The organism is Paenibacillus cellulosilyticus, from assembly GCF_003182255.1.
In the GTDB taxonomy this organism is placed as follows: Bacteria; Bacillota; Bacilli; order Paenibacillales; family Paenibacillaceae; genus Paenibacillus_T; species Paenibacillus_T cellulosilyticus.
Genome location: NZ_QGTQ01000002.1, coordinates 18,042 through 41,704, shown reverse-complemented (window position 1 = coordinate 41,704; position 23,663 = coordinate 18,042). Strand labels below are relative to the sequence as shown.

Genomic DNA, 23,663 nt, shown 5'->3' with positions numbered 1-23,663 from the left:
TCTATCCCTCACGCGCCACGCGCCACGCACCAAAGTAAGCTTGACCCAAAGGGTCACGCGAGTCCAAGCACATAGCAACACATTCACGCTTCTGTCCATCCCACGTCTATCCTTCCGGGGTCCAGGGGACGGGAGTCCCATGGGGTCCTCCCTAGCAGGGAGGATTTAGGTGGGTAGAGTCAGTGGTTTTAGGTGGGGGTAGAATTAGGGATTTTAGTTTTTAAAGAAGGGGGGCTCAGGGGGGTTCCCCCTCTGAATCCTCCCTTGAGGGAGGTTTAACCAGGTGGGCTGAATCCTTGACGCGAAACAAGCAGCAAATATGATATAATAAAACGAATGTGAGATGAACGGAGTGGGTGTATGGACTCCTTATTCCAAACCGAACAATTGCTGCTGCTCGCATTGGAGTCTGAGCTTGCAGAACAACTGCCCCCGGCCGTCGTAGAGCGAGGCTGGGATTATTATATAAAGGATCGTGTCCAGCATATTAAGCTGATGGATGGCGATACGCTGATTGGTGCCGTTCGCGGCTCGGATATGTATAGTGTCATGCTGGACGTGAGCGATTTTAGCTACAGCACCTGTACTTGTCCGAACACGGAGCACTGCAAGCATATGGCCGCTGTTTATTTTGCTGCGTGCGATAAGTCGGGTACGCGATCGCCCGAGGACGCAAGGCGCCGTCTGATGGGGCTGGCAGCTGCTCCCGAGAAGCAGGCGTCAACCGGCAGGACAGATCTGCCCGCGGAAGATTACCGCCGGATTACGGCTCAGATGGAAGATCAGTACGGCGAAGCGTGGAAGCAATGCCGTTACTCGCTTCATCCGCTGCAGTCGGTCTTGCAGGGGCTTAAAGGGATTGCGCGTGACTGGAACAAGTCGATTCAGCGTTATGAGTGGATGCTTGCCATTTTATTCACGCTTAAGCAAGCGGAGAAGGCGTTCTCGTTAGTTGATCCATTCAGCAAATATTATCAGCAGATGAGCTTCACGCGGATGGCGGAGCCATGGATTGAACAATTCGAATCGCTTGCTGCCGAACAGCAGCAGTGGCGGGAATGGACGCCGCGGCAGTTCGATTGGTTCGAAACGGTTGTTGATTTTGCGCGAAAGCAAGGCAGCGATACCGACAATGAGCTGTTCCGCTGGGACTTCCTGTATTTGAGCCTAACTTCGGGACGGCTTGACGATGACAATTGGCGGGCTGACGAGCGACTGCGACTGGAGGAGCAAGCTTCCGAAGCTGCTCCAGAGGATGGAACGAAGCGTGGAAGTCATTTTGTAGCGGTTGCACTAGCTGCATTGGATATGTTCGAGGGACGGGATGAAGAAGCAGTTGCCCGCTTGGCATCTGCTCCGATTGAACCGATCGAGCCGCTTGTGCAAATGTACGCACAGACACGTCTCGCGGAACGGAATTGGGACAGCTTCGACATCTGGATGACGTTCTTCTTCGATCGCCGATCGAAGGGGGCCAATTCCCGGGCGCTTGTGCCGTTCTTGTTCCTATGCCGCGAAGCAGACCTTGCGCAGCCAGGCAATCCGAAATGGTCGAATTGGATGATGGCATTGCTGCCATTCTCCTATAGCTCGCTGGCGGATCATTGGATGGAGCAAGGGCGATATGAGGAATGGGCGGATTTGCAGCTGCTGATGGGGATGTCTCCTGATGAGCTGGATGCGAAAGATTTGCGCGAGGCCGCGAAGTCTGCTCCGCAGTCGCTGCTGCCGATTTTTCACCAGGCAATCGATGATGCCATTCAGGGCCGCAACCGGCAGGGCTACAAGCAGGCAGTCAAGCTGATGAAGAAGCTGGAGAAGCTGTATAAGTCGCTGAAGCAGAACCAGCAATGGGCCCGTTATGTAGATTCACTTAACGATAAGTATCATCGGCTGCGTGCGTTACAGGAAGAAATGGCGAAAGGAAATATACGCCCATGAGAGGATTAGATACGACAGGACCGCTCGTGCTGGATGCTCGCTGGGCTTCTGGTGAGGGCGTATATGTCATGGAGGAGCGCCAAACGAACGGATATGGGGTTAGGCTGAAACGGCTCCTATTCGCTTGGCATGCGCCTTCCTGGTATGGCTCAGAGATCGAGAAGAAGGAAGCGTTCGGCCGCACGATGATCTTGCTGCCGCCGCTGCTTGCCGTTGAATATTTGTCGCTGCCGAAGCCGGTTCGCATGTTGAACTTGGGCTGGACGCCTGATGGTCAACGTTTGAAGGATACGGCTGACTGGCTGTGGGATGCGCTGCAAAATGGCTGGTTCGTGCCAGACGGTGTGCGTTGGACGCCTGAACGTCCAGCTTGGCGGCCGGATGCACCGGCTTCTGAACCGGAAGCGGCAGGGCGTCTGCATGAGCTGCAGAAGCGATGGGACGAAGCGGGTCAGCCTGGTGCAATGGACGATTGGCTGACGACTGCTGTCAACAGTGTCATTGAAACGGATTCGGCCGTTTCATCAGCTTGGCATTCGACGTTGTCCGGCATTGGGTCGGCAGTGCTGCTTGGTGGAGCGGCAGATGAAGAAGATTGGCTTGTTGCCGCAGGCATCCGCAAAGATCTGTTTCCGTTTCGGACGGCGCTGCAGTTGACCGAACCTGACGAGAATCACGGCTGGCGGCTGCGCCCGGCTATTCAACATCGAGACGGCGGCGTATGGATTCCGCTCAAGGATTTGGGAGCTGGCGGCTATATGCTGATCAGCGGCGAGGAACAGCTGCCGGAAGAGTGGCTGCCACTCTTGGAGGAACGGCTTGATCGCGAGCGCCGCAAGTGGCAGACGACAGCGCCGGAGCTGATCGATTCGGAGGATGGAAGTCTTCGTTCCGAGCTATCGGATAATGAAGCATACACCTTCTTGGAGTCGACAAGCTTGAAGCTGCTGCAAGCGGGCTGTCCGGTGCTTCTCCCATCGTGGTGGGAGACCGTGCGTTCCCGCAAGTTCCGCTTGAAGGCGAAGATGAAATCGTCTGTTGGTTCTGCGGAACAGCCGATGTTTGGCTTGAACGAGCTCGTTCAGTTCGATTGGAAGCTGGCCGTTGGCAATCTCGATTTGTCCGAAGCGGAGTTTCTGAAGCTGGCAGAGGACAATCGGCGGCTGATGCGCATCGGCGGCGAATGGGTGCATCTGGAGCCTGCCGACGTTGATCGGATTAAGAAATGGATGAAGCAGGTCGGCAAACGCAAAGGGCTGACGCTCCGCGATGTGCTGGAGATGCATCTACGTGGAACGTCGCCGCTCACAGACGGCGATGAGGATGACGGCATCTCGCTGGCAGCTGAAGTAGAGCTGAATAACCATCTGTCCAAGTGGCTGGAGCAGCTGCAGCAGACGAATGGTGTGCCGAATGTAGACATTCCGCAATCGTTCCATGGCGAGCTCCGTCCTTACCAGCATCAAGGCGTGTCATGGCTTGCTTTTTTACGGCGATTCGGGCTTGGCGCTATTCTCGCAGATGATATGGGACTCGGGAAGACGGTGCAATTCACCGCCTATCTGTTGTATGTGAAGCAGATGTTCGAGGCAGGCACGGGACGCGGAGGACCTTCGCTGCTTGTCTGTCCAACATCGGTTATCGGCAACTGGGAGAAGGAGCTTGAACGGTTCGCGCCGGATCTTAAGGTGATGCTGCATTACGGTCCGAAGCGAGATAAGGGAGCAGCCTTCGAGGCAGCGGCGAATGGAGCCGATTTGGTCATCACGTCGTATTCTCTCGTGCCGCTTGATGAAGAGGAATTGGGTCGGGTCGACTGGAACGTCCTCTGTCTGGATGAAGCGCAAAACATTAAGAACGTAAACACGAAGCAGTCCGCTTCGATCCGGCGCCTCGATGCCTATCATCGCATTGCGATGACGGGTACACCGATGGAGAATCGATTGACGGAGCTGTGGTCGATCTTCGATTTCATAAGTCCGGGCTACCTAGGCAGATTGGGTGAATTCCGCCAGCATGTTATTGCGCCAATCGAACGAACGCGTGATGCGGAAGCGATCGCCGGGTTGCAGCGCTGGACGCGGCCGTTCATGCTGCGGCGGGTGAAGAGCGACCCAATGATCGTTGATTCCCTGCCGGATAAGAATGAGGCCAAAATGTTCGTCTCGCTTACGGCGGAGCAAGGCGCGCTGTACGAGAACATCGTTTCGGATCTGCTCGACAATTTGGATAAGGAAGGTCCGATGCGTCGACGCGGCCGCATCCTCTCGGCATTGACGAAGCTGAAGCAGCTTTGCGATCACCCGCAGCTGTTCCTAAACGACGGTGTGACCGGCTCGGAGTGGGACTCTGAGCGTTCGAACAAGACAGCTCGTCTGCTGGAGATGGTCGAGGAGATAGCAGCAGAAGGCGAACGCTGCCTTATTTTCACCCAGTTCGTCGATATGGGGATGATGCTCAAGCGGCTGTTGGAGGAGCGTACCGGGCTGCCGGTACCGTACCTGCATGGCGGCGTGCCGAAGGCTCAGCGTGATGCGATGATCGAACGGTTCAAGGATCCATCGGAGCCGGGCTGCGCATTCGTGCTGTCGCTGAAGGCGGGCGGTACAGGACTTAACCTGACAGCCGCGAATCATGTGTTCCACTTCGACCGGTGGTGGAATCCGGCGGTTGAGAATCAGGCGACAGACCGCGCATTCCGGATCGGTCAGACGAAGAAGGTGCAGGTGCACAAGTTCGTGACGCTCGGTACGCTTGAAGAGCGAATCGATCAGATGATCGACCGCAAGCAGACACTGAATGATCAGATCGTTAGCCAGAGCGAGCAGTGGGTGACGGAGATGTCAACCGATGAGCTGCGAGAGCTGTTTGCGCTTCGGAAAGATCGGTTCGGACGGTAATTGTCAGTCGTGATACGGATACAAGCTCTGCAGGCAGGAGGCGAAACCTATCGAACGTTCAGAGGATAAGCAGCTGGAGCAAGAACAGGAACAGAAGTTAACGACGATTCAATCAGAAGAACCATCATCTGCGGATACAACATTCGAAGATGCGCCTGGGCCAGCAGATGCGCTGCCTGCATGGCGGCCGTTCTACGCGGCAGTCCGGGATTCGATGCGGAAGCTGCGTGAACCGGTGGAGCCGGACACCGAATAACCTCCCGCTTGATGCTGCGTTATAAATTATAGGGAACCAAGGCTGGGCAGACGAGAGATCGTCGGCTCAGCCTTTTTGTGCTGCGGCAGATAGGTTTTGTAAATTTTGCATAATAAGAGCGCTGCGGAACATTCTAAGATATGGAAACGACTGTGTCTTAAACCTACGTGGGAAGGGAGCGTGGAGCATGCGAACGCGTTACTACTCAAAGGTCTCTGCATCTCGCTCTCCGCGGACCCGCCGAGAAATGTCGGAACAAGAGAAGCAACCGCTGGATCTTGCGTTGACCGTCAACCTTGAGCGGCTTCAGACGGTCTATACCAGTTGTTCGGATTTCATTGTACGCAAGTTTGCGATCGGCGGCCAAATGGAGGCTGCGGTCATCTATATTGACGGTATGTCCGATACGAACGGGATCGACAAATATGTGATTGCCCCTCTCATGAACGCAGAGGATGCGGAAGGAGCTAATCTGTCCCAGTTGGCGGAGAAACGAATAGGTGTATCGGATAAAAGAATCGTAAGTACGCTGGGGGATTGTATAGGCGCGATTTCGAACGGGCTGCCCGTGCTTCTGCGCGATCAAGAAGCGATTGGATTAGCCTGCGGTCTGATCAAATGGGAGCAGCGCTCAATCGAGGAGCCGGCGGCAGAGTCGGCGATTCGTGGACCTAGAGAGGGGTTCACTGAAACGCTTCGCGTTAATACTTCTCTGCTTCGACGAATCATTAAAAGCCCGCTCATGAAATTAGAAACGATTACGCTGGGCGAGTATACGCAGACCAAGGTGACGATCGCTTATATCGAAGGACTCGCAAGCGCTTCTCTGCTGCAGGAGGTTCGGTCCAGACTGGGCCGAATTGAGATCGACGGCATTCTCGAGAGCGGCTACATTGAAGAAATGATCGAGGATACACCACGTTCGCCGTTTCCTCAACTGCTCAGTACGGAAAGGCCGGATGTCGTATGCGCCTCTCTGTTGGAAGGAAGGGCGGCGATTCTTACGGAGGGCAGCCCTTATGCTTTGATCGCTCCGATCTCCTTATTTACGCTTTTGCAATCGCCAGAAGATTATTATCAACGATTCTGGGTAAGCACGGTCATACGTTGGCTCCGTTACTTCTTTGCGATCATGTCGCTTCTCCTGCCATCCCTCTATGTAGCCGTGCTCACCTACCATCAAGAGATGGTGCCGGGATCATTGCTGAGCAGCATGGCAACTGCACGTGAGCCTGTTCCGTTCCCGGCGCTTATCGAGGCACTCATGATGGAAGTGACATTCGAGGCGCTGCGGGAAGCAGGCTTGAGACTGCCGAAGCAGGTTGGTGCCGCCGTCAGCATCGTTGGTGCGCTCGTCATTGGACAGGCTGCTGTCCAAGCTGGACTTGTATCGGCGCCGATGGTTATCGTCGTCGCAATCACAGGGATAGCTTCGTTCATGATTCCTCGCTATATTACGGGAATTGCCATACGGATGCTGCGGTTTCCTCTTATTATTCTTGCAGGTACGTTCGGGCTGCTAGGCATCATGATGGGAATTATCGCCATAGTTCTGCACCTGTGCGCGCTTAAATCGTTTGGCATGCCGTTTCTCCATACGATTGCAACGCCTAAGTTCAGGGAGATGAAGGATATACTCATCCGAGCGCCTTGGTGGGCCCTTGATACTCGGCCTCAATTATACGATGATCAGCCCGTCTCACATCGGCAGCCCGTGAAACAAGCAACGGGCTCCGGGCAGGAAGGCGAAAGCTGATCATTCATGAACAGCGGGGGATATTTGTGCAGGACAAAGATACGATTTTACCGATACAGCTATCCTTCATGCTTTATCCTACTGTGATGGCAACCGGATTCTTAGTGCTTCCGGCGCTGGGATCCTTATATGCCCCTTATGACTTCTGGATGTCGAGCATCCTTACGATGATTCCAGGCGCAATCACCATCGTCCTTGCGACAAGCCTCCACGCGCGATTCCCGGGCTTGACGATTATCGAGAGTGGTCAACGGATCGTCGGCAAAGTATTCGGGAAGCTGGTCGGATTGCTGTACTTTTTTTATTTTCTTCATTTTACGGGCGTTATTTCAAGGGAGTATGCCGAATTCGTCAAGAGCAGCTTTCTATTTGATACGCCTATGCTGTTTGTCAGCTGCTCGCTGCTCGTACTGGCGGCTTGTGCCGTACGGGGCGGTGTCAACGTTTTGTCGAAGAGTGCTGTCATTTTCGCGATCCTCTCCAGTTTGCCGCTTCTGTTCCTGCTGCTGCTGATACCGGATCTGAATTGGACGTATATGCTGCCGATGCTCAGTCAAGGAGTGGTGCCTGTCTTGAAGGCCGCGGCCGTTCCTCAAGGCTGGGTCAGCGAATTATTTCTTATGACTTTTTTTCTTCCCTATGTGAAGGATCAGAAGAAAGCCAAACAATCGAGTTATGCTGCGTTAGGCGTGATTGGGATCAGCATGATGCTCATTAACCTCGTGGTTTTAATGCTGCTGGGACCCGACACGAGTAATAAAATGTACCCCGTTCTGGTTGCATTTCGCTACATGAGCGTTGGCGGTTTTTTTGAAAATCTGGAGGCTCTGCTGCTTGCGATGTGGGTTTTGGGCAATCTTGTGAAGCAAAGCGTCTGTTTGTATGCGACTGTCATTACCTTCAGCCAATGTTTTGGCGTATCCGATTTTCGTTCTTTTGCATTCCCAATCGCCATTCTGGCAGCCGTATTCGGATTATGGGATTTGCCTAACATCGCAGCTCTCCATACCTTGATCCAGAAGGTCAGTGTTTTTGAAACCCCCTTATTTACGATTGTTATTCCATTGCTGCTGCTCCTTATTGCATGGATGACCGGCCGAAGGGGCACGAACCAAGGAGGCGTTAACGGTTGATGGTCAGACGTCTCATTCGGGCTTCCTTGCTTGTTCCATTGATTGTCATGTTGACGGGTTGCTGGGATCGAAACGAATTGAACGACTTGGCGCTGGTGACGGCTTTGGCACTCGATGTAGGCGAAGATAACCAGATCGATACAACAATCCAGTTTCTGCTGCCGCGCAGTCAGAGCGGTGTTGGCGGAACTGGTGGGGGAGGCGGCGGGAGCGGCACGAGTCGTGATACTGCTGTACGGCATGCGCAAGGCTCTAATATCGCAGATGCGCTGTCCAAGCTGCAGAGAAGGCTGCCTAGGAAGCTATTCTGGGGCCAGTGCAAAATCTTCATATTCGGCCAAGGGGTTGCAAAGAAAGGAGTGCAAGAATCTGTCGACTTCCTTACACGCCATCCGCAGCCGCGTGAACGGTCTTATGTTTTCGTAAGCGATGGCAGGGCAGCGGATACGCTCGAGTTGTTTCCGCCGCTTGAACGATCCTCCGCTGAGGTGCTTCGCGAGTTATCGGATATGAATATCGGCTTCAAGCTAACGCTCGAACAGCTGAGCATCAAGCTCATTAGCGATTCTAAAGCTTTTGCGATCCCGTATATTCACATTTTGCAGAAGAGCAAATCGGCAGAACCGCAGCAGACCATTCCTTATATATACGGTACTGCGATTATGAAGGGCGATCGCATGATCGGAGCAATGTCGGAGAAGGTCATGCGCGGAATGATGTGGATTAACAATGAAGTTGGAGAATATACGGTATCCTTCGGAATGAAGGGTAGTTCGGACGGGCTTATCTCCCTTAAGCCGATTACGGCCAAAATAAAGCTGGTGCCCTCGATTAGCGGCGATAAGTGGAAGATGAAGGTAAAGGCTCATGTTGAAGGCGATATGGTGCAAAATGAGACAGCCTATAACCCTGCTCAGCCAACCGTTCTAGTCGAAATGGATAAAGCTTTCGAAGAGGCTGTAAGAAAAAGGATCGAGTTATGTCTGAATCAAGCGCAGCATCAATTCAACGCTGATATTTTTGATTTCGCTGGCGTCTATCATCGCAAATTTCCGAAGCTGTGGGAGCGCGAGAAGCAGAATTGGGATCAGCGATTCCCGCAAGTGGAAGTGGAGACAGAGATAACGGCACACATCGCTCGTTCCGGTCTGATTCTTGCGCCTGGCGGAATGCCCAAGGAGGAGGTAATGGAGTAATGAGATACGGATTCTGGATCGGCGTTACAATTGCGGTTATCGCGATATGGCTCATGGAATGGCCGAAGATGCGGAGAAAGCCACCTCAAGATCGGGCAGCTTTCATCTGTCTCCTGCTGCTTGGATGGGGAATGTCCGCTCTAAACCTAAAGCATACGCCCGGTCCAACGCAGCTGCTGCTGGCGGTGTTTAAACCACTGGCATGGCTGGTGGAGCCTTGAACGTTGAAGGTCTTTGTAACTTAATATTTTGAAAAAAGGACGCTATCCGTCATCTCGACTTAGCTCGTCCAGCGTTCGGCCAAGCCCTGGCGCCAGTCGGTCAAGGAACCAATCGACCTCCGGCATCGCAAGCTGGGCGAGCTTCTGCTCGATTTCCGTCTTAGCGACGGCGAACTCCCGGTTGCCTGATGCGACCTCGGATACACATTTGAGATAAGCATCCAGCAGGTCGGCTGCTTTGAGCATCGCACGCAGCTCTTGCTCGGCTTCAGACGGCGGGCTGCCCGCATCATGAATGCCTAGCAGGGAGGCATAAGCGCCGCGCAGCGGCTGCGGCACCATGCTGTGAAGCCGCTCCGCAGCCATCGCCTCGATCTCTCGGAAGCTTGCGAGCATCTTCGGATTATGATGTTTGACCGGTGTCGGAATGTCGCCAGTGAACACTTCTGTTGCATCGTGGAAGAGCGCCATAGCTGCTGCACGGTCGGCGTTCAGCGACCTGCCGAAGATGGCGTTGCCGATCTCGCATAGCATATGGGCAAGCAGACCAACATGGAACGAATGCTCTGCTACACTTTCCTTCGTCGTGTTGCGCATCAGGCTCCAGCGCTCAATATATTTCAATCGGTACATATACGCAAAAAAATCGCTCTCCATGCTGGCTCAGTCCCTTCATTTCTTCAATTTTCTCGCTGATCCGCTCGTACCCGTCGTTGTCCATCTATGCTATTATAAAGCTTAGTGGTTTAAGCGACTAGAGAGGAGCAATCATACGATTATGCAGCATTTTGAAGATAGTGTGTACAAACTAATTGTCGAGACGTCTACGAATCTACCAGCCGACGTTCGCGTCGCGATCAAAGCAGCGCAGGAGGCAGAGGACCGCGCAACGCGCGCCGGCTTGTCCTTATCGACGATTGCGACCAATATCGAAATGGCGGAATGTAACGTATCCCCGATCTGCCAAGATACAGGCATGCCGACGTTTGTTGTGCATACGCCAGTAGGTGCGAACCAGATCGTCATGAAAGCGGCGATCCGCAATGCGATTGCTCGCGCAACGAAAGACGGCAAGCTTCGTACAAACTCCGTTGATTCGCTCACGGGCTCGAATACGGGCGATAACCTTGGACCAGGTACGCCGGTCATCCATTTTGAACAATGGGAAAAAGAAGACGTTGATGTTCGCCTCATTCTGAAGGGCGGCGGCTGCGAGAACAAGAACATTCAGTACAGCCTCCCGATGGAGATTGAAGGACTCGGCAAAGCGGGCCGCGATCTCGACGGAATCCGTAAGTGCATCATGCATGCGATCTATCAAGCGCAAGGTCAAGGCTGCAGCGCTGGCTTCATCGGCGTTGGCATCGGCGGCGACCGGACGACTGGCTATGAGTTGGCGAAGCAGCAGCTGTTCCGTCGTGTCGATGACACGAACACGAACGAAGATCTGCGCAAACTCGAAGAATACGTGATGGATAACGCAAACAAGCTGGGTATCGGTACGATGGGCTTCGGCGGCGCGGTTACGCTGCTTGGCTGTAAAGTTGGCGTAGCGAACCGTCTGCCGGCAAGCTTCTTCGTCTCCGTTGCGTACAACTGCTGGGCATTCCGCCGTCAAGGCGTATTGCTCGATGCGGCAACTGGCGAGCTGAAGGAATGGATCTACCCGCAAGGCTCTGAGCTGCCGATGAATGCAGGCTCGGAAGCGGGCGAGGTAGAAGAGGTTGCAGCAACTGATGCAAGCGAGCGCAGAGAATTCCGTATGACGATGCCGCTGACAGAGGAGCAAGTTCGTGAGCTGCGCGTAGGCGATATTGTTATCCTCGATGGCGAGATGCATACCGGACGCGACGCCCTGCACAGCTACTTGATCGACAATGATTCGCCGATTGATCTGAACGGCGGCGTTATTTACCACTGCGGACCGGTTATGCTGAAGGACGACAACGGCTGGCATGTGAAGGCAGCTGGACCAACGACAAGTATTCGTGAGGAGCCTTATCAAGGCGACGTTATGAAGAAGTTCGGTATTCGCGCAGTGATCGGTAAAGGCGGCATGGGTGCAAAAACGCTCAAAGCGCTCCAAGAGCACGGCGGCGTATACTTGAACGCAATCGGCGGCGCAGCGCAGTACTATGCAGAATGCTTCAAGAAGGTCAACGACGTTCACTTCCTCAAGGAGTTCGGCATTCCAGAGGCGATGTGGCATCTGCAAACGGAAGGCTTCGCAGCCATCGTAACGATGGACTCGCACGGCAACAGCCTGCACGCAGAGGTTGAGCAAAGCTCGCGTGAGAAGCTGGAGCAATTCAAGGCGCCGGTGTTTAAGTAAGCAATTATATGGACTTTTTTAAAATGCAGCAGGGCAGAAGAAACTTCTTCTGCCCTGCTTTTTGTGCGCTTGGCAGCGCAATCGACTAAATCGCTCGACTTGAGGCGATCTAGTGTGCTGCCTCTGTCATACAGATAACAGCGACTGCTGGCCAGAACGCTTACGGATGCGAAAGGGCTTAATGGCTTTAATAATCGAGTTTCCGAATTGTAACGGTTGTCGTTGAGCTTACTTGTTTGGTATTCAAATATAAGAAGGCAGATATGCCGAATTAGCCTCTGTGGGAACCATAAAATATTTAAATTCGCTCTATATAGCATAATAGACTCTGTAGCATCCGTTAGGTTCATTCATTCCCACATTTTATCGCAGTAGGTCATAGTGGGAATTGCTGCGAAAATACATGATTAATTTATCGAGATGAAGTTGCAACGCCTTTACCTGCAAAGATACAGGTTTTAAGTCTTGAAGAGCTGCTGTCGAGTTATTTTCGTCTGAATGCCTGCACTTTTGTAGGCTTATTCCAATATGTGCGCGTGTGCAGTGCGATTCCTGCATTATTGCAGGTCTGCATACGTTGTATGCATATAGGCATCAATAGCGCGCCTGAGGCACCGCTGATTTTACTTTGAGTATTTACTTTCATGGTGTTGCAATAGAGTTCTTAAATCCCGAAGGGATGACCCGGCAAGCGAGCTTAACGTAAAGCGTGTCCCGCAGGGACGAGAGCGAGCGCTAGCACGCAGCAGCTCGGGTGCATCGAACAGTAGGCATACGTGCGGACGTATCTAGACGAGTTCAGAATAACATCCCCACTCCAGTCGTATCTAGACCAGTCCTTCAGGGAGTCCAGAGGGCAGATGCCCTCTGGGGCCCTCCCCTTTGAAGGGGAGGGTTTGGGTGGGGTTGTAGCCGCTCGTCCCGCAGGGACATTACCTATAGAGGGGATCGACAAGGGGGTTACCCCTTTCTCCGCTGAAAGTCAACCATAAATTCCACAAGCGCTTGGCACGCTGTGCGCGGAACAGCGTTGTACGCCGATGCGCGGATGCCGCCGACGCTGCGGTGGCCGGCCAGTCCTTCGAAGCCTTGCTGCTCCGATTCCTGCACGAACAGCTGCTCGAGTTCCTTGCTCGCCAACCGCCACGTGATGTTCATGTCCGAACGGTCGGTTGTTGCGATAATGCCTTCGTAGAATCCGCCGCTTCGGTCGATCGCTTCATAGATGAGCGCCGCCTTATCGCGGTTGATCGCCTCTAGCTGCTGAACGCCGCCTTGCCGCTTGGTCCACTGAAGGACAAGATTCGTCAGGTACAAAGCATGCACCGGAGGTGTATTGTACAGCGAGTCGTTGCTTGCATAAGTGGCGTACCGCCAGATGAGCGGGATTTGCTTGGAGCAGCGATCGAGCATCTCGTTGCGAATGATAACAGCGGTGATGCCGGCAGGGCCGATATTTTTCTGCGCTCCAGCATAGATCATCGAGAACTGGTTGTAATCGATATCCCGGCTGAGCAGGTCGCTCGTCATATCTACGATAAGTGGAGTTTCACCTGTCTCAGGGAATGCATTGAATCGCGAGCCTTCGATTGTATTGTTCGTCGTCATATGCACATAGGCAGTATTCGCTTGAACCTTCAAGCCTCTCACATCAGGCGTGCGCTGCCAGTGCTCTGCCTTAGAGCTTGCAGCAATTCGTGTTTCACCGATATACTGCGCTTCCTGCAGTGCTTTCTCCGAGAAGCTGCCGGATAAAATATAGTCGGCAACAGCGCCTTCCGACAGAAAATTCGATGGCAGCATGGCGAATTGCGTACTCGCTCCGCCGCCCATGAACAGCACGCGATAATCCTTTTGCTGCAGCCCAGTAAGCTCTAGAAGCAATTGCTCCGATGCCGCAGCTAACTGTTCGACCGGCTTGCTCCGATGCGACATTTCCATGATGGAGATGCCTCTCCCGCCATACTGAACCGTTGATTCCTTCGCTTCCTCGAGAACCTCTAGCGGCAGTGCTGCTGGCCCCGGATTAAAATTGTACAGTCTTGTCGTCATTTGCGCATTCCTCCCATTATTTGGAAAATAAAAAAGCGCTCCTTATCCCATGATTGGGACGAGGAGCGCTTGCTCGCGGTGCCACCCAAATTCGGAGAACGGCAATCGTTCTCCATCTTTGATCCGCGATAACGGGCGGGCCCGGTTAGCTTAGGACAGAATGCGCAGTCAGCGCAGCCTTCTTGACGAAAACGCCTCGGAGTTGGATGCTCGTCATCGGCATAATGCGATATGGAAGATAGATGCAATTATATTCCTGTCGCTGGGAATGTGTCAACAGCTGCGTTACCCCAATTTTGGCAAATAACGTTCCCGAATAATATTGCAGTGGTGCTTCTCGTGCCCGGCGACGACGGCAGCGGCGGCGCGGGTCGTGAGCGGGTGGTCGTACAGCGTACCGGCGCGATCCCAGGCTTCTGCAGGCAGTCCTTTGAGCAAATAGATAGCCGATTTGCGCAAGGAGACGAACTCGTCCAATAAGTCGCTCAGTGGAATTTCATCGAAGCGGGCATGCTGAATGAATTGATTCTCATTGTAGCTTGGGAAGGACATTTGGTCGCCACGCGCGATGCGCAGGAGACGATAGGTCCAGACGCGCTCGTTGTCGATGACGTGACCGAGGACCTCGCGAATGCTCCATTTGCCCTCATCATAGCGGAAATGGGACTGTTCTTCGCTAACGCCACTCAGCAGCTGGACAAGCTGCTCTGATTGTTCGGCTAGAATCGACACGAGGTCGCCCGCTGGTACCAAATCGATGTATTTGGCGAAGGGTGCTGCGTATTCATTCGTTTGCGGCTTATTGCTCATATCCATACTGCTCCTCTCACAGATCTTATATTTAATTTCTACGTTACCGAAACATCGGCGGATTTACAAGTGAATATGGAAGTATATGGGGGTTGGGATAATGGTAACGTATTCAAAAAGCCGATCTAGTTTAAAAGATTCAATATTCAGAAAATTAAGAATACATTCGTTCTCAAACGAAAAATTCGATGATACAATACGGCTTAACAAGATAACCCAATTTACATAACGGACCCAAAAATAAGACGGCGAGGGGACGTCGTCCAATCGGAAGGATGGATGATACGGTGAAAAAGTGGTGGATGTTATCGTTGTCCGTGTTGCTGATTGCAGTGATGGTAGCTGGCTGCAGCAAGTCGAATTCAACCGATAAGGAAGGCGAGAAGACGGATACGCCAACCCAGACGGAGCCTGTAGGCGACAAATCTACAGATCCAGGGACGGCCGTTGCAGAAGATACGCCAACCGACGGCGGTACTCTTACAATCAGTTCATTCTCGGACATCGTCTCTGCGAATCCTTTATTTATTCAGGATACGTCTTCAGGTGATGCGGCTTTTTTCATGTTCGCCAACTTGTATGACTTAGATCGGGAGGGCAATGTAGCGGCAGAGCCGTGGTCGCTTGCGTCCGAGAAGCCGGAAATTTCGGAGGACGGCAAGACCTATACGATCAAGCTGAAAACAACGGCAAAGTGGAGCGACGGACAGCCGGTAACAGCTGACGATGTCGTTTTCACATTCGATGCTATTCGGGACCCGAAGGTCGCATCGCCGGGCATCAGCCAGTTCGACAAAGTAGACAAAATCGAGAAGGTCGATGATTACACGGTTCGCGTAACGCTGAAGCAGGTGTATGCACCGTTTCAATATGTGATCGCAAGCGCGATTGTCCCTGCGCATGTACTGAAGGATGTGAAGCCAGAGGAGCTGCTCAAGCATGCGTATGGCACGGATCCGACGAAGACGGTCACAAACGGACCATGGAAGTGGACAGAATGGAAGCAGAATCAGAACCTCACATTCGAAGCGGATCCGAGTTATTGGGGACCGAAGCCGCATATCCAGAAGGTGATTTTCAAAATCTACGCCGATCAGAACACCGAAGTACAGGCTCTCTTGAAGGGCGATGTCGATCTGACACAGGCGATTCCAGTAACGCAAGTGGAGGCGGTTAAGCAGAAGAGTGAAATCAATGTCGTGCTGGAGCCGGGGCCATTGTATGAATACGTTGGCTTTAACTTCAATGCAGATAACTTCAAGGATAAGTTCATTCCATTCTCGACACCGAAGTCGAGGCAGGCGATCGCCTACGCGCTCAATCGCCAAGGGATGGTCGACAACGTACTGAAGGGAACCGGCAAGCTGATGAATGCGCCTTTCCTGCCGGGCTCATGGGCGGATCCGGGCGATGCAGTTGTCAACTACGGCTACGATGCTGAACAGGCGAAGAAGCTGCTTGCAGAAGACGGTTGGGTCGCAGGCAGCGACGGCATTCTCGTGAAGGATGGTCACCGGTTTGCATTCGAGCTGCAATACAACGCCGGCAACAGCAGACGCGAGCAGGTAGCGGCCGTCATGCAACAGAACCTGAAGGATGTTGGGATTGAAATGACGCCGAAGGCCATTGATTTCTCCGCATGGGTGGAGCAGAATCTGACGCCTGGCAAATATGAAGCCGTCCTGCTGTCATGGTCGCTTAACAACCCCGATCCGGATGGCGAATCGATCTTCTCATCCAAATATTTTCCGCCGAACGGCCAGAACTCGGGCTGGTATAAGAATGAGAAGCTAGACCAGCTGTGGGTAGATGGGTACTCGACGGTTGATCAGAATGAGCGCAAGCAGATTTATGCCGAAGTCGGCAAAGAGATTTCAACCGATCTGCCTTATGTGTTCATGTATCAATATGGCCTGCCGGAAGGGATCGGGCCGAAGGTCAAATACGAGGAGGGCGATCGTCCGGAGCCGACGCTTCCGTACGGATATTTCTTCCATATTAACAACTGGTGGATTGACTCGAAGTAAAGAGATCGTGAGTCGGCTTTATCAAACAGCTGGGAGGGCGGCGATATGACCGAGTATTTGATTAGGCGCTTCATTCAATCCCTGTTCGTCATGTTCCTCATCTCGATCGTAACTTTCGCACTTATTCATGCGGCACCGGGAGGACCGACCAAGATCTTCTTATCCCCCGGCTTGTCGCAGGAAGCAGCGAAGGTGCAGGCGCATAATCTCGGCTTGGATCGCCCTCTCCCTGAGCAGTATGTAAAGTGGCTCGGCAATTTGATTCAGGGCGACCTTGGCTATACGTTCAAAAATCATTTGCCTGTCGCCGACATTTTATGGCCAACGGTCGGACATACGATAGTGCTAATGGGGACGGCTTGGTTTTTGTCGATGCTGATTGCGATTCCGTGGGGCATCTATAACAGTACGAAGGAGTACGGCTGGTCTGACCAGTCGGCCTCCTTCATTTCTTACATCGGATTCGCGATGCCGACGTTCTGGTTCGGCATTCTGCTGCAGGAGCTGTTCGCATTGAAGCTGGATTGGCTGCCGCTGTCGGATATGTGGACCATCGAGAAGGAGGGGCAAATTGGCGATCTGCTGCTCCATCTCGTGCTGCCGGTTTCCGTATTGACGCTCGGCTTTCTGGCGGGGTATGTCAAATATGCGCGTACAAGCATGCTGGAGGTATTGGAGCAGGATTATATTCGTACCGCTCGTGCAAAAGGCGTTCGCGAGAGTCGTGTCATTTATCGTCATGCATTGCGTAATGCGCTTATTCCGATCATTACAATTATCGGACTGGATCTGCCCATCTTGGTGAGCGGTGCGGCTCTTACGGAAAATGTGTTCAACTGGCCGGGCATGGGCCGACTGTTCGTCGAGATGGCGCTGGCTCGCGAGTACTCCGTGCTTATGGCGATTACGATTGTGACCGCCGTCCTTGTCATCATCGGCAACTTTATCGCCGATTTGCTCTATGCGCTCGTCGATCCTCGCGTGCAGTTAGGACGCAAAGGAGGGACGGCCGCATGAGTGAAGCAACAAGGCATGAGAGCCAGACCGCTGCAGCAGCGGAGCCTGGCTGGAGCAGACACGGCACGGGAACAGCCTCATCGCCGAACGCGGGTGCGAAGCCCGCCGGCAATCGTATGAAGCGTCCACCTGGATTATGGCGGACGGGGATGAACAAGTTCCGACGCAATCCGTATGCGATGACCGGTCTTGTCGTGCTGCTCATCTTCATCGGTTTAGCCGTATTCGCGAGGGCAATTGCACCTTATGATCCGGCGAGAATTGATTTGCTGAATGCGGATGCACCGCCGGGAACTGGCAACCATCTGCTCGGTACAGATGAGTTGGGCCGCGATATATGGTCAAGGCTGCTCGTCAGCGGTCAGGTGTCGTTAACGGTCGGATTTGCTGTTGCTTTCGTTTCTGTTCTGATCGGTACACTTGTAGGGGCTGTATCCGGCTATTTCGGCGGCTGGATCGATGCATGCCTTATGCGTCTTGTCGATGTGATGAACGCGGTGCCGCTGCTGTTTCTTAACATTCTTATCCTTGCAATCTTTGGCTCAAAGTTTAGCTATATGATTCTTATTCTTGCTTTTACAAGCTGGATGGGGGTTGCTCGGCTAGTTCGCGGCACGTTTCTTCAGCTTCGAGAGATGCAGTATGTGGAAGCGGCAAGGGCAATCGGCGTGTCGAATACGGGCATTATCGTTCGCCACTTATTGCGCAATGCGACGGTGCCGATCATCGTAACGGCTACCTTAATGGTTGGCGGTGCGATTCTAAGTGAGTCTGCTCTATCCTATCTCGGTCTTGGCATTCAATCGCCGGATACGAGTTGGGGACTTATGCTCAGCAATGCGCAGGAGTTCATGCTCCTTGATCCGCTGCAGGCCCTCTATCCAGGCATGTGTATTCTAATCGTTGTGCTTGCCGTTAATTTCGTTGGGGATGGCATTCGCGATGCGCTTGATCCTAGGAAGCAGGCAGCCGGTGCACGAAGGAGGTGGAGAGCATGGAGCCGCTACTCCAAATAAAAGAGCTTACCGCCGGCTTCGCAGCGGATCACGGTATTGTGAAGGCAATCGATCGAATATCGCTAGCGATTAGCAAAGGGCAGACGCTTTGCCTCGTTGGAGAATCGGGCAGCGGTAAGAGCGTAACCTCGCTTGCGATAATGCGGCTGCTTGAATTTGCAGGCGGGCGTATTCTCGAAGGAAGCGTTCGATTATCTGGCGATGAATTAACGAATCAATCTCAGCGGCAGATGATTCGCATTCGTGGCAATCGGATGGCGATGATCTTCCAAGAGCCGATGTCGGCGCTTAATCCGGTGTTTACCGTTGGTGAGCAGATCGCAGAGAGTATTCGGCTGCACCAGCGGAAGCGCAAGTCGGAAGCGAAGCAGATGGCGGTTGAAATGCTCAGGCTTGTAGGCATTCCGGATCCCGAGACGCGGGCAGAGCAGTATCCGCATGAGCTGTCTGGCGGCATGTGCCAGCGTGTTGTCATAGCGATCGCGCTGGCGTGCAAGCCAGAGCTGCTCATTGCGGACGAGCCGACGACGGCGCTCGATGTTACGGTGCAAGCGCAGCTGCTCGATCTGCTGCAGCAGCTTCAGCGAGAGCTTGGCATGACGATGCTGCTCATTACGCATGATATGGGCGTTGCAGCCAGGATGGCGGATCAGATCGCTGTCATGTATGCCGGAGCTGTTGTGGAGATCGGAACAGCTGAAGCATTGTTCGATCATCCTGCACATCCTTACACGGTGGGGCTCATGCAATCTGTTCCAAGCATGGAGGGGGAGCGGCTGAGCGAGCTTCGAACCATTCGAGGACATGTGCCATCGCTGCATGCCCTTCCTGCGGGCTGCCGATTCCACCCTCGCTGTCCCCTTGCGATGCCGAGATGCAGCGCGGAGGCACCGTCAATGTTAGCCGTTGGACCGCAGCAGCAAGCGGCGTGCTGGTTGTATGACGAAGACGCGCACAGCAGTAATCGTCCCGACCAGGAGAGCAGGGCGTACGCCATGCAAGATAACAGCCGTGTGCTTGATTCGGGCAATGGGGAAGGTGGGATTCGATGAGCAGCGGAACAGCAGGTGCAGCAAGCCCATTGATCGAAGCAAGAGGCGTGACGAAGCATTTTCCGATAAAACAAGGTCTGCTCAGTCGGGTGGTCGGCTCCGTACGTGCTGTAGATCGGGTGTCGCTGGCCATTGCGCGCGGCGAGACGTTCGGATTGGTCGGCGAGTCTGGCTGCGGCAAGTCAACGCTTGGCCGAGTGATGTTGCAGCTGCAAGCAGCGACAGCAGGAGAGGTGTGGTTCGAAGGAAGCAGCCTCACCGAGCGTCGTCCGCGCGAGCTTCGTGAGCTGCGGGGACGGATGCAGCTTATTTTCCAAGACCCATTCGGATCGCTCAATCCAAGGTTTCTCGTCCGTGACATTATCGGGGAGCCATTCCGTGTTCATACGAAGTTATCATCTCGCGACATCGATGCGCGAGTCGTTAACTTAATGGAGAAGGTGGGGCTCGATCCTTCCTTAAGAGGTCGGTATCCGCATGAGTTCTCGGGCGGACAGCGGCAGCGGATCGGTATAGCAAGGGCGATTGCGCTGGGACCGTCGTTCGTCGTAGCAGACGAAGCGGTATCTGCACTAGATGTATCGGTGCAGTCCCAAATCGTTAATTTGCTTATGGAATTGCAGCGAGAGCTGGGATTGACGTATCTGTTCATCGCACATGGCCTCCATGTGGTCCGCCATATTTCGGATCGGGTAGGCGTTATGTATTTAGGCAGGTTAGTGGAGGTATCACCTGCTGACGAGCTGTTCAAGCAGCCGCTGCATCCGTATACGGCTGCGCTGTTATCCGCAGTGCCGAAGCCGGATCCACGGGATAAGCGCGAGCGGATCGTGCTGCAGGGCGATGTGCCTTCGCCTGCTCATCCGCCGTCAGGCTGCCGATTCCACACGCGCTGCCCGATTGCCCAGCCGCGCTGCAAGCAGGAGGAGCCGGAGCTGCGGACTGCCGATGGAGGAAGGGAGGTTGCCTGCCATTACCCCTTAATGTGAGCCTATCCAGCAAGCTCCGTTGCATGCCTGACAAGGCTGTACGGGGCTTTTTCCATCCTACCAATCGTAGTATACTGAAACGTAATTGCTGCGAGAGGGATGAAATGGGTTGGCTTTTAGTCGTTGGTTTGAGAAATGGATGTTCCTGCTGATTCCCGGATCGCTTGTTATCGGGTTTCTATGCTCCTCGGTGCTGCGTCCGATGGTTGATGCGGTGCCTTACTTATTCGCGTATGTCACACTTACGATGGCAATCGGCTGCGGCTTAGGCCAGCTTCGTCAAGTGCTGCGCCGTCCCGGCATTATCGGATGGACGTTCGTATTAACGCATATCGCTGCGCCACTTATCGCATATGGGATCGGTGCTGCTCTGTTTGGTGCACATTCACCCTATGTCGTTGGATTTGTCTTATTCGCGATTATTCCGTTAGGCGTTTCTTCTGTGCTGTGGGTCGGCATGTCAGGCGGAAGCGTCGCACTTATGCTCGCGCTCGTCGTTATTGATTCAGCGATCAGCCCGATCGTCGTACCTTCCGGCATTAAGCTGATGTTTGGTGCAGTCGTTGATATTGATACGGGCGGTATGATTCGTGATCTGGTGCTCATTATCGTGGCGCCCACGGTTATCGGTGTTACGCTGTACGAGCTGTCGAAGGGCCGCATTCAGAGCAAGGTGCAGCATATTGCTTCTCCAATCTCGAAGCTGTGTTTCGTTGCGGTAGTCGCGCTCAATGCAGCGGCGATCGAGCCTTATGTAGAGCAGTTGAAGGATGACATGATCCGGCTTGTGCCTGTCAGCATTCTGCTTGTCGCAATCTGCTACGCGCTGGGCTACTTCGGCGCGCTGCCATTCCGCAATCGTGAAACGCTTGTTACGGTGTCGTATGCTTCCGGCATGCGTAACATCTCGCTAGGAATCGTGCTGGCGATGGGGTATTTCGACCCGTTGTCTGCTGTTCCGGTCGTCCTGTCGATTCTCATCCAACAGCCGATGGCGACGCTGCATCACTACGTTTTACAGAAACTTAACAAACCTGATGCTGGCGAACGGTCGCCCATCCATGTACGATAGAATTCGTATGCTGCCTTGAGGCGACAGGAGTTGACAATGATGAACAGCTTTCGTTCACGATTAACACTTATTATGATTGGGGTTATCGGGCTATCCGTTCTTGCTTCAGGACTGTTAATGGCTCAGATGTTCAAGCGCAATCATATACAAGCTTTAGAAGACAGCATGGTGCGGGAGATTCGCATTATTGCAGCAGGGATGGAGTGGGATACAGCGGACGTGGAGTTGTCCCCCAAATTCAAGTACTATACGCAAATCGCAACGGATATGAAGAAAAACGCTGATTCACGCGTCACCTTCATTCAAACAGATGGCGTCGTGCTTGGCGATTCGGACCATGATCCGCATACGATGGACAATCATAAGTCACGCAAGGAAGTAGCGGAAGCGCTGAATGGCGAGATTGGCAGCAGCATTCGGATGAGCGACACGACCAATCAGAATATGCTGTATGTCGCGTTGGAAGTGCAGGCTGATGAGGGACCGTACATTATTCGTCTATCCATGAGCTTGGAGGATGTCGAACAGAGTATCCGCAATCTTTGGACAGCGCTTATTGTCTGGCTGCTGGTACTTTTCCTTGCCGCGGCCTTAATTAGCTATCGCGTGGCGAGCGGTATGACGCGGCCGTTAGAGCAAATTACGAAGGTTGCGAAGCGCATTCAGCGTCTCGATTATAAAGCTCGCGTCCCCGTTAAGAAGCAGGACGAGATCGGCGAATTGGGCTATGCGATTAATGCGATGGCCGAGAGCCTTCAGGTTCAAATGGAGCGCATCCGTCAGAATGAAAGCCAGCTGGAAAGTGTACTCGACAACATGATCAACGGAATCGTGATGATCGACGTGACGGGGCATATCGTATTGCTCAGCCGCCGTGCGGAAGATATCCTCGGCTTCACCTCGCGCGAGCTTGTCGGACGCCACTATTCGGACGCTAGGCAGCAGCACGAGCTGACTTCACTCATTCGAGAGGCGTTCGAGAAACAATCGTACATTCACGAGGAGATGACATTCTACTACCCGGAAGAAAGACTTCTGGAGCTGAATCTCGTGCCGGTTATGCAGGATAACGAATTCGTCGGTATACTGCTCGTGCTTCAGGACGTCTCGGCAATCCGTCGTCTTGAGCGGATGCGCAGCGAGTTCGTCGCGAACGTATCCCATGAGCTGAAGACGCCAGTAGCAGCGGTGAAGGGCTTTGCAGAGACACTGCTTGGTGGTGCGGTTAAGGATGAAGAAACAACGCGTTCGTTCCTTCAAATTATCTATGATGAGAGTGAGAGGCTGAATCGTCTCATTGGTGATATACTAGAACTATCCAAAATCGAATCGCGGCGTGTGCCGCTCATGTTCTCGCCGGTGGAGCTGCAATCGTTCGCAGCGAAGACCGTTCAGCTGCTGGAAGCAGAAGCTGCCCGCAAGTCGATCCGTCTGGAGCTCATTGCAGAAGGCGACATCTATGTGGAAGCGGACGAGGATCGTCTACGCCAGATTGTTATGAACCTGTTGTCCAATGGGATCAACTATACGCCGGAGGGCGGGAAGGTTACCGTCATCGTTGAGCCAGTATGGCCAGCATCGGTTACGCCGTATGCACTGACAGATGAAACGCGCGATGATTATGAACGTATACGCATTACTATTAAAGATACAGGCATCGGCATTCCGAAGAAGGATCTTCCGCGCATATTCGAACGATTCTATCGGGTGGACAAGGCTCGCTCGCGCAGCTCAGGGGGAACGGGACTTGGGTTGTCGATAGTGAAGCATCTCGTCGAATTGCATAATGGGACAATCGCGGTAGACAGTGAAGTCGGAGTCGGAACGAAGTTTATGATCGAAATTCCTGTCATTCATCCGTAAGGATGGGAAGAAAAGTATTGACCATTATTG

17 protein-coding genes are annotated in these 23,663 nt (G+C 53.3%); 14 read left to right on the top strand and 3 right to left on the bottom strand.

Going from position 1 to position 23,663, the window contains the following annotated elements:
* Window positions 1–360 precede the first annotated feature (360 nt).
* The 6 genes from DFQ01_RS03010 to DFQ01_RS02985 all read left to right on the top strand — a co-directional run bounded on the left by DFQ01_RS03010 (window position 361) and on the right by DFQ01_RS02985 (window position 9,403).
* A complete protein-coding gene (locus DFQ01_RS03010; RefSeq protein ID WP_110042415.1) occupies window positions 361–1,941 on the top strand; it encodes an SWIM zinc finger family protein in 1,581 nt (526 codons plus the stop codon).
* A complete protein-coding gene (locus tag DFQ01_RS03005) occupies window positions 1,938–4,841 on the top strand; it encodes a DEAD/DEAH box helicase (RefSeq protein WP_110042414.1) in 2,904 nt (967 codons plus the stop codon). The genes DFQ01_RS03010 and DFQ01_RS03005 overlap by 4 nt, the downstream gene beginning before the upstream one ends.
* Window positions 4,842–5,344: 503 nt before the next feature.
* Entirely contained in the window at window positions 5,345–6,853 is a 1,509-nt protein-coding gene (locus tag DFQ01_RS03000; protein ID WP_110042782.1) for a spore germination protein, read from the top strand.
* Between the two features lie 26 nt (window positions 6,854–6,879).
* Window positions 6,880–7,986: a GerAB/ArcD/ProY family transporter gene (locus tag DFQ01_RS02995; protein WP_110042413.1), complete on the top strand. Its 1,107-nt coding sequence runs from the start codon at window positions 6,880–6,882 to the stop codon at window positions 7,984–7,986.
* Complete coding sequence (locus tag DFQ01_RS02990) at window positions 7,986–9,182, top strand: Ger(x)C family spore germination protein (protein WP_110042412.1); 1,197 nt, start codon at window positions 7,986–7,988, stop codon at window positions 9,180–9,182. The genes DFQ01_RS02995 and DFQ01_RS02990 overlap by 1 nt, the downstream gene beginning before the upstream one ends.
* Complete coding sequence (locus tag DFQ01_RS02985; protein WP_110042411.1) at window positions 9,182–9,403, top strand: hypothetical protein; 222 nt, start codon at window positions 9,182–9,184, stop codon at window positions 9,401–9,403. Before DFQ01_RS02990 ends, DFQ01_RS02985 begins: the two co-directional genes overlap by 1 nt.
* 42 nt (window positions 9,404–9,445) lie before the next feature.
* Here DFQ01_RS02985 and yfbR read toward each other — a convergent pair whose 3' ends face one another.
* Complete coding sequence (gene yfbR, locus DFQ01_RS02980) at window positions 9,446–10,060, bottom strand: 5'-deoxynucleotidase (protein WP_110042410.1); 615 nt, start codon at window positions 10,058–10,060, stop codon at window positions 9,446–9,448.
* A gap of 121 nt (window positions 10,061–10,181) precedes the next feature.
* Between yfbR and DFQ01_RS02975 the strand changes: the two genes are divergently transcribed.
* Window positions 10,182–11,735: a FumA C-terminus/TtdB family hydratase beta subunit gene (locus DFQ01_RS02975; RefSeq protein ID WP_110042409.1), complete on the top strand. Its 1,554-nt coding sequence runs from the start codon at window positions 10,182–10,184 to the stop codon at window positions 11,733–11,735.
* 960 nt (window positions 11,736–12,695) lie between these two features.
* On the opposite strand, the gene serC is transcribed toward DFQ01_RS02975, so the two are convergent.
* Both serC and DFQ01_RS02965 read right to left on the bottom strand, forming a co-directional pair.
* Complete coding sequence (gene serC, locus DFQ01_RS02970) at window positions 12,696–13,787, bottom strand: 3-phosphoserine/phosphohydroxythreonine transaminase (RefSeq protein WP_110042408.1); 1,092 nt, start codon at window positions 13,785–13,787, stop codon at window positions 12,696–12,698.
* 285 nt (window positions 13,788–14,072) lie between these two features.
* Entirely contained in the window at window positions 14,073–14,597 is a 525-nt protein-coding gene (locus DFQ01_RS02965) for a DinB family protein (protein WP_245946494.1), read from the bottom strand.
* A 275-nt stretch (window positions 14,598–14,872) separates the two neighbouring features.
* On the opposite strand from DFQ01_RS02965, the gene DFQ01_RS02960 reads away from it, so the two are divergent.
* The 7 genes from DFQ01_RS02960 to pnpS all read left to right on the top strand — a co-directional run bounded on the left by DFQ01_RS02960 (window position 14,873) and on the right by pnpS (window position 23,633).
* Entirely contained in the window at window positions 14,873–16,624 is a 1,752-nt protein-coding gene (locus DFQ01_RS02960) for a peptide-binding protein (RefSeq protein WP_174812576.1), read from the top strand.
* 45 nt (window positions 16,625–16,669) lie between these two features.
* Window positions 16,670–17,641 carry an ABC transporter permease gene (locus tag DFQ01_RS02955; RefSeq protein ID WP_110042406.1) on the top strand — a complete coding sequence of 324 codons (972 nt, stop codon included), beginning with the start codon at window positions 16,670–16,672 and terminating at the stop codon, window positions 17,639–17,641.
* Between the two features lie 116 nt (window positions 17,642–17,757).
* The gene (locus DFQ01_RS02950; protein ID WP_110042780.1) at window positions 17,758–18,657 is read left to right on the top strand and encodes an ABC transporter permease; all 900 of its coding nucleotides are present in this window, start codon (window positions 17,758–17,760) and stop codon (window positions 18,655–18,657) included.
* Window positions 18,636–19,709 (top strand): ABC transporter ATP-binding protein, encoded by a 1,074-nt coding sequence (locus tag DFQ01_RS02945; protein ID WP_110042405.1) that lies wholly within the window; start codon window positions 18,636–18,638, stop codon window positions 19,707–19,709. The genes DFQ01_RS02950 and DFQ01_RS02945 overlap by 22 nt, the downstream gene beginning before the upstream one ends.
* Window positions 19,706–20,698: an ABC transporter ATP-binding protein gene (locus DFQ01_RS02940; protein ID WP_110042404.1), complete on the top strand. Its 993-nt coding sequence runs from the start codon at window positions 19,706–19,708 to the stop codon at window positions 20,696–20,698. The genes DFQ01_RS02945 and DFQ01_RS02940 overlap by 4 nt, the downstream gene beginning before the upstream one ends.
* Before the next feature lie 109 nt (window positions 20,699–20,807).
* On the top strand, window positions 20,808–21,770 hold the full coding sequence (locus tag DFQ01_RS02935) for a bile acid:sodium symporter family protein (protein WP_342769975.1): 963 nt from the start codon (window positions 20,808–20,810) through the stop codon (window positions 21,768–21,770).
* A gap of 39 nt (window positions 21,771–21,809) precedes the next feature.
* On the top strand, window positions 21,810–23,633 hold the full coding sequence (pnpS, locus tag DFQ01_RS02930; RefSeq protein ID WP_110042403.1) for a two-component system histidine kinase PnpS: 1,824 nt from the start codon (window positions 21,810–21,812) through the stop codon (window positions 23,631–23,633).
* Window positions 23,634–23,663: the final 30 nt, after the last annotated feature.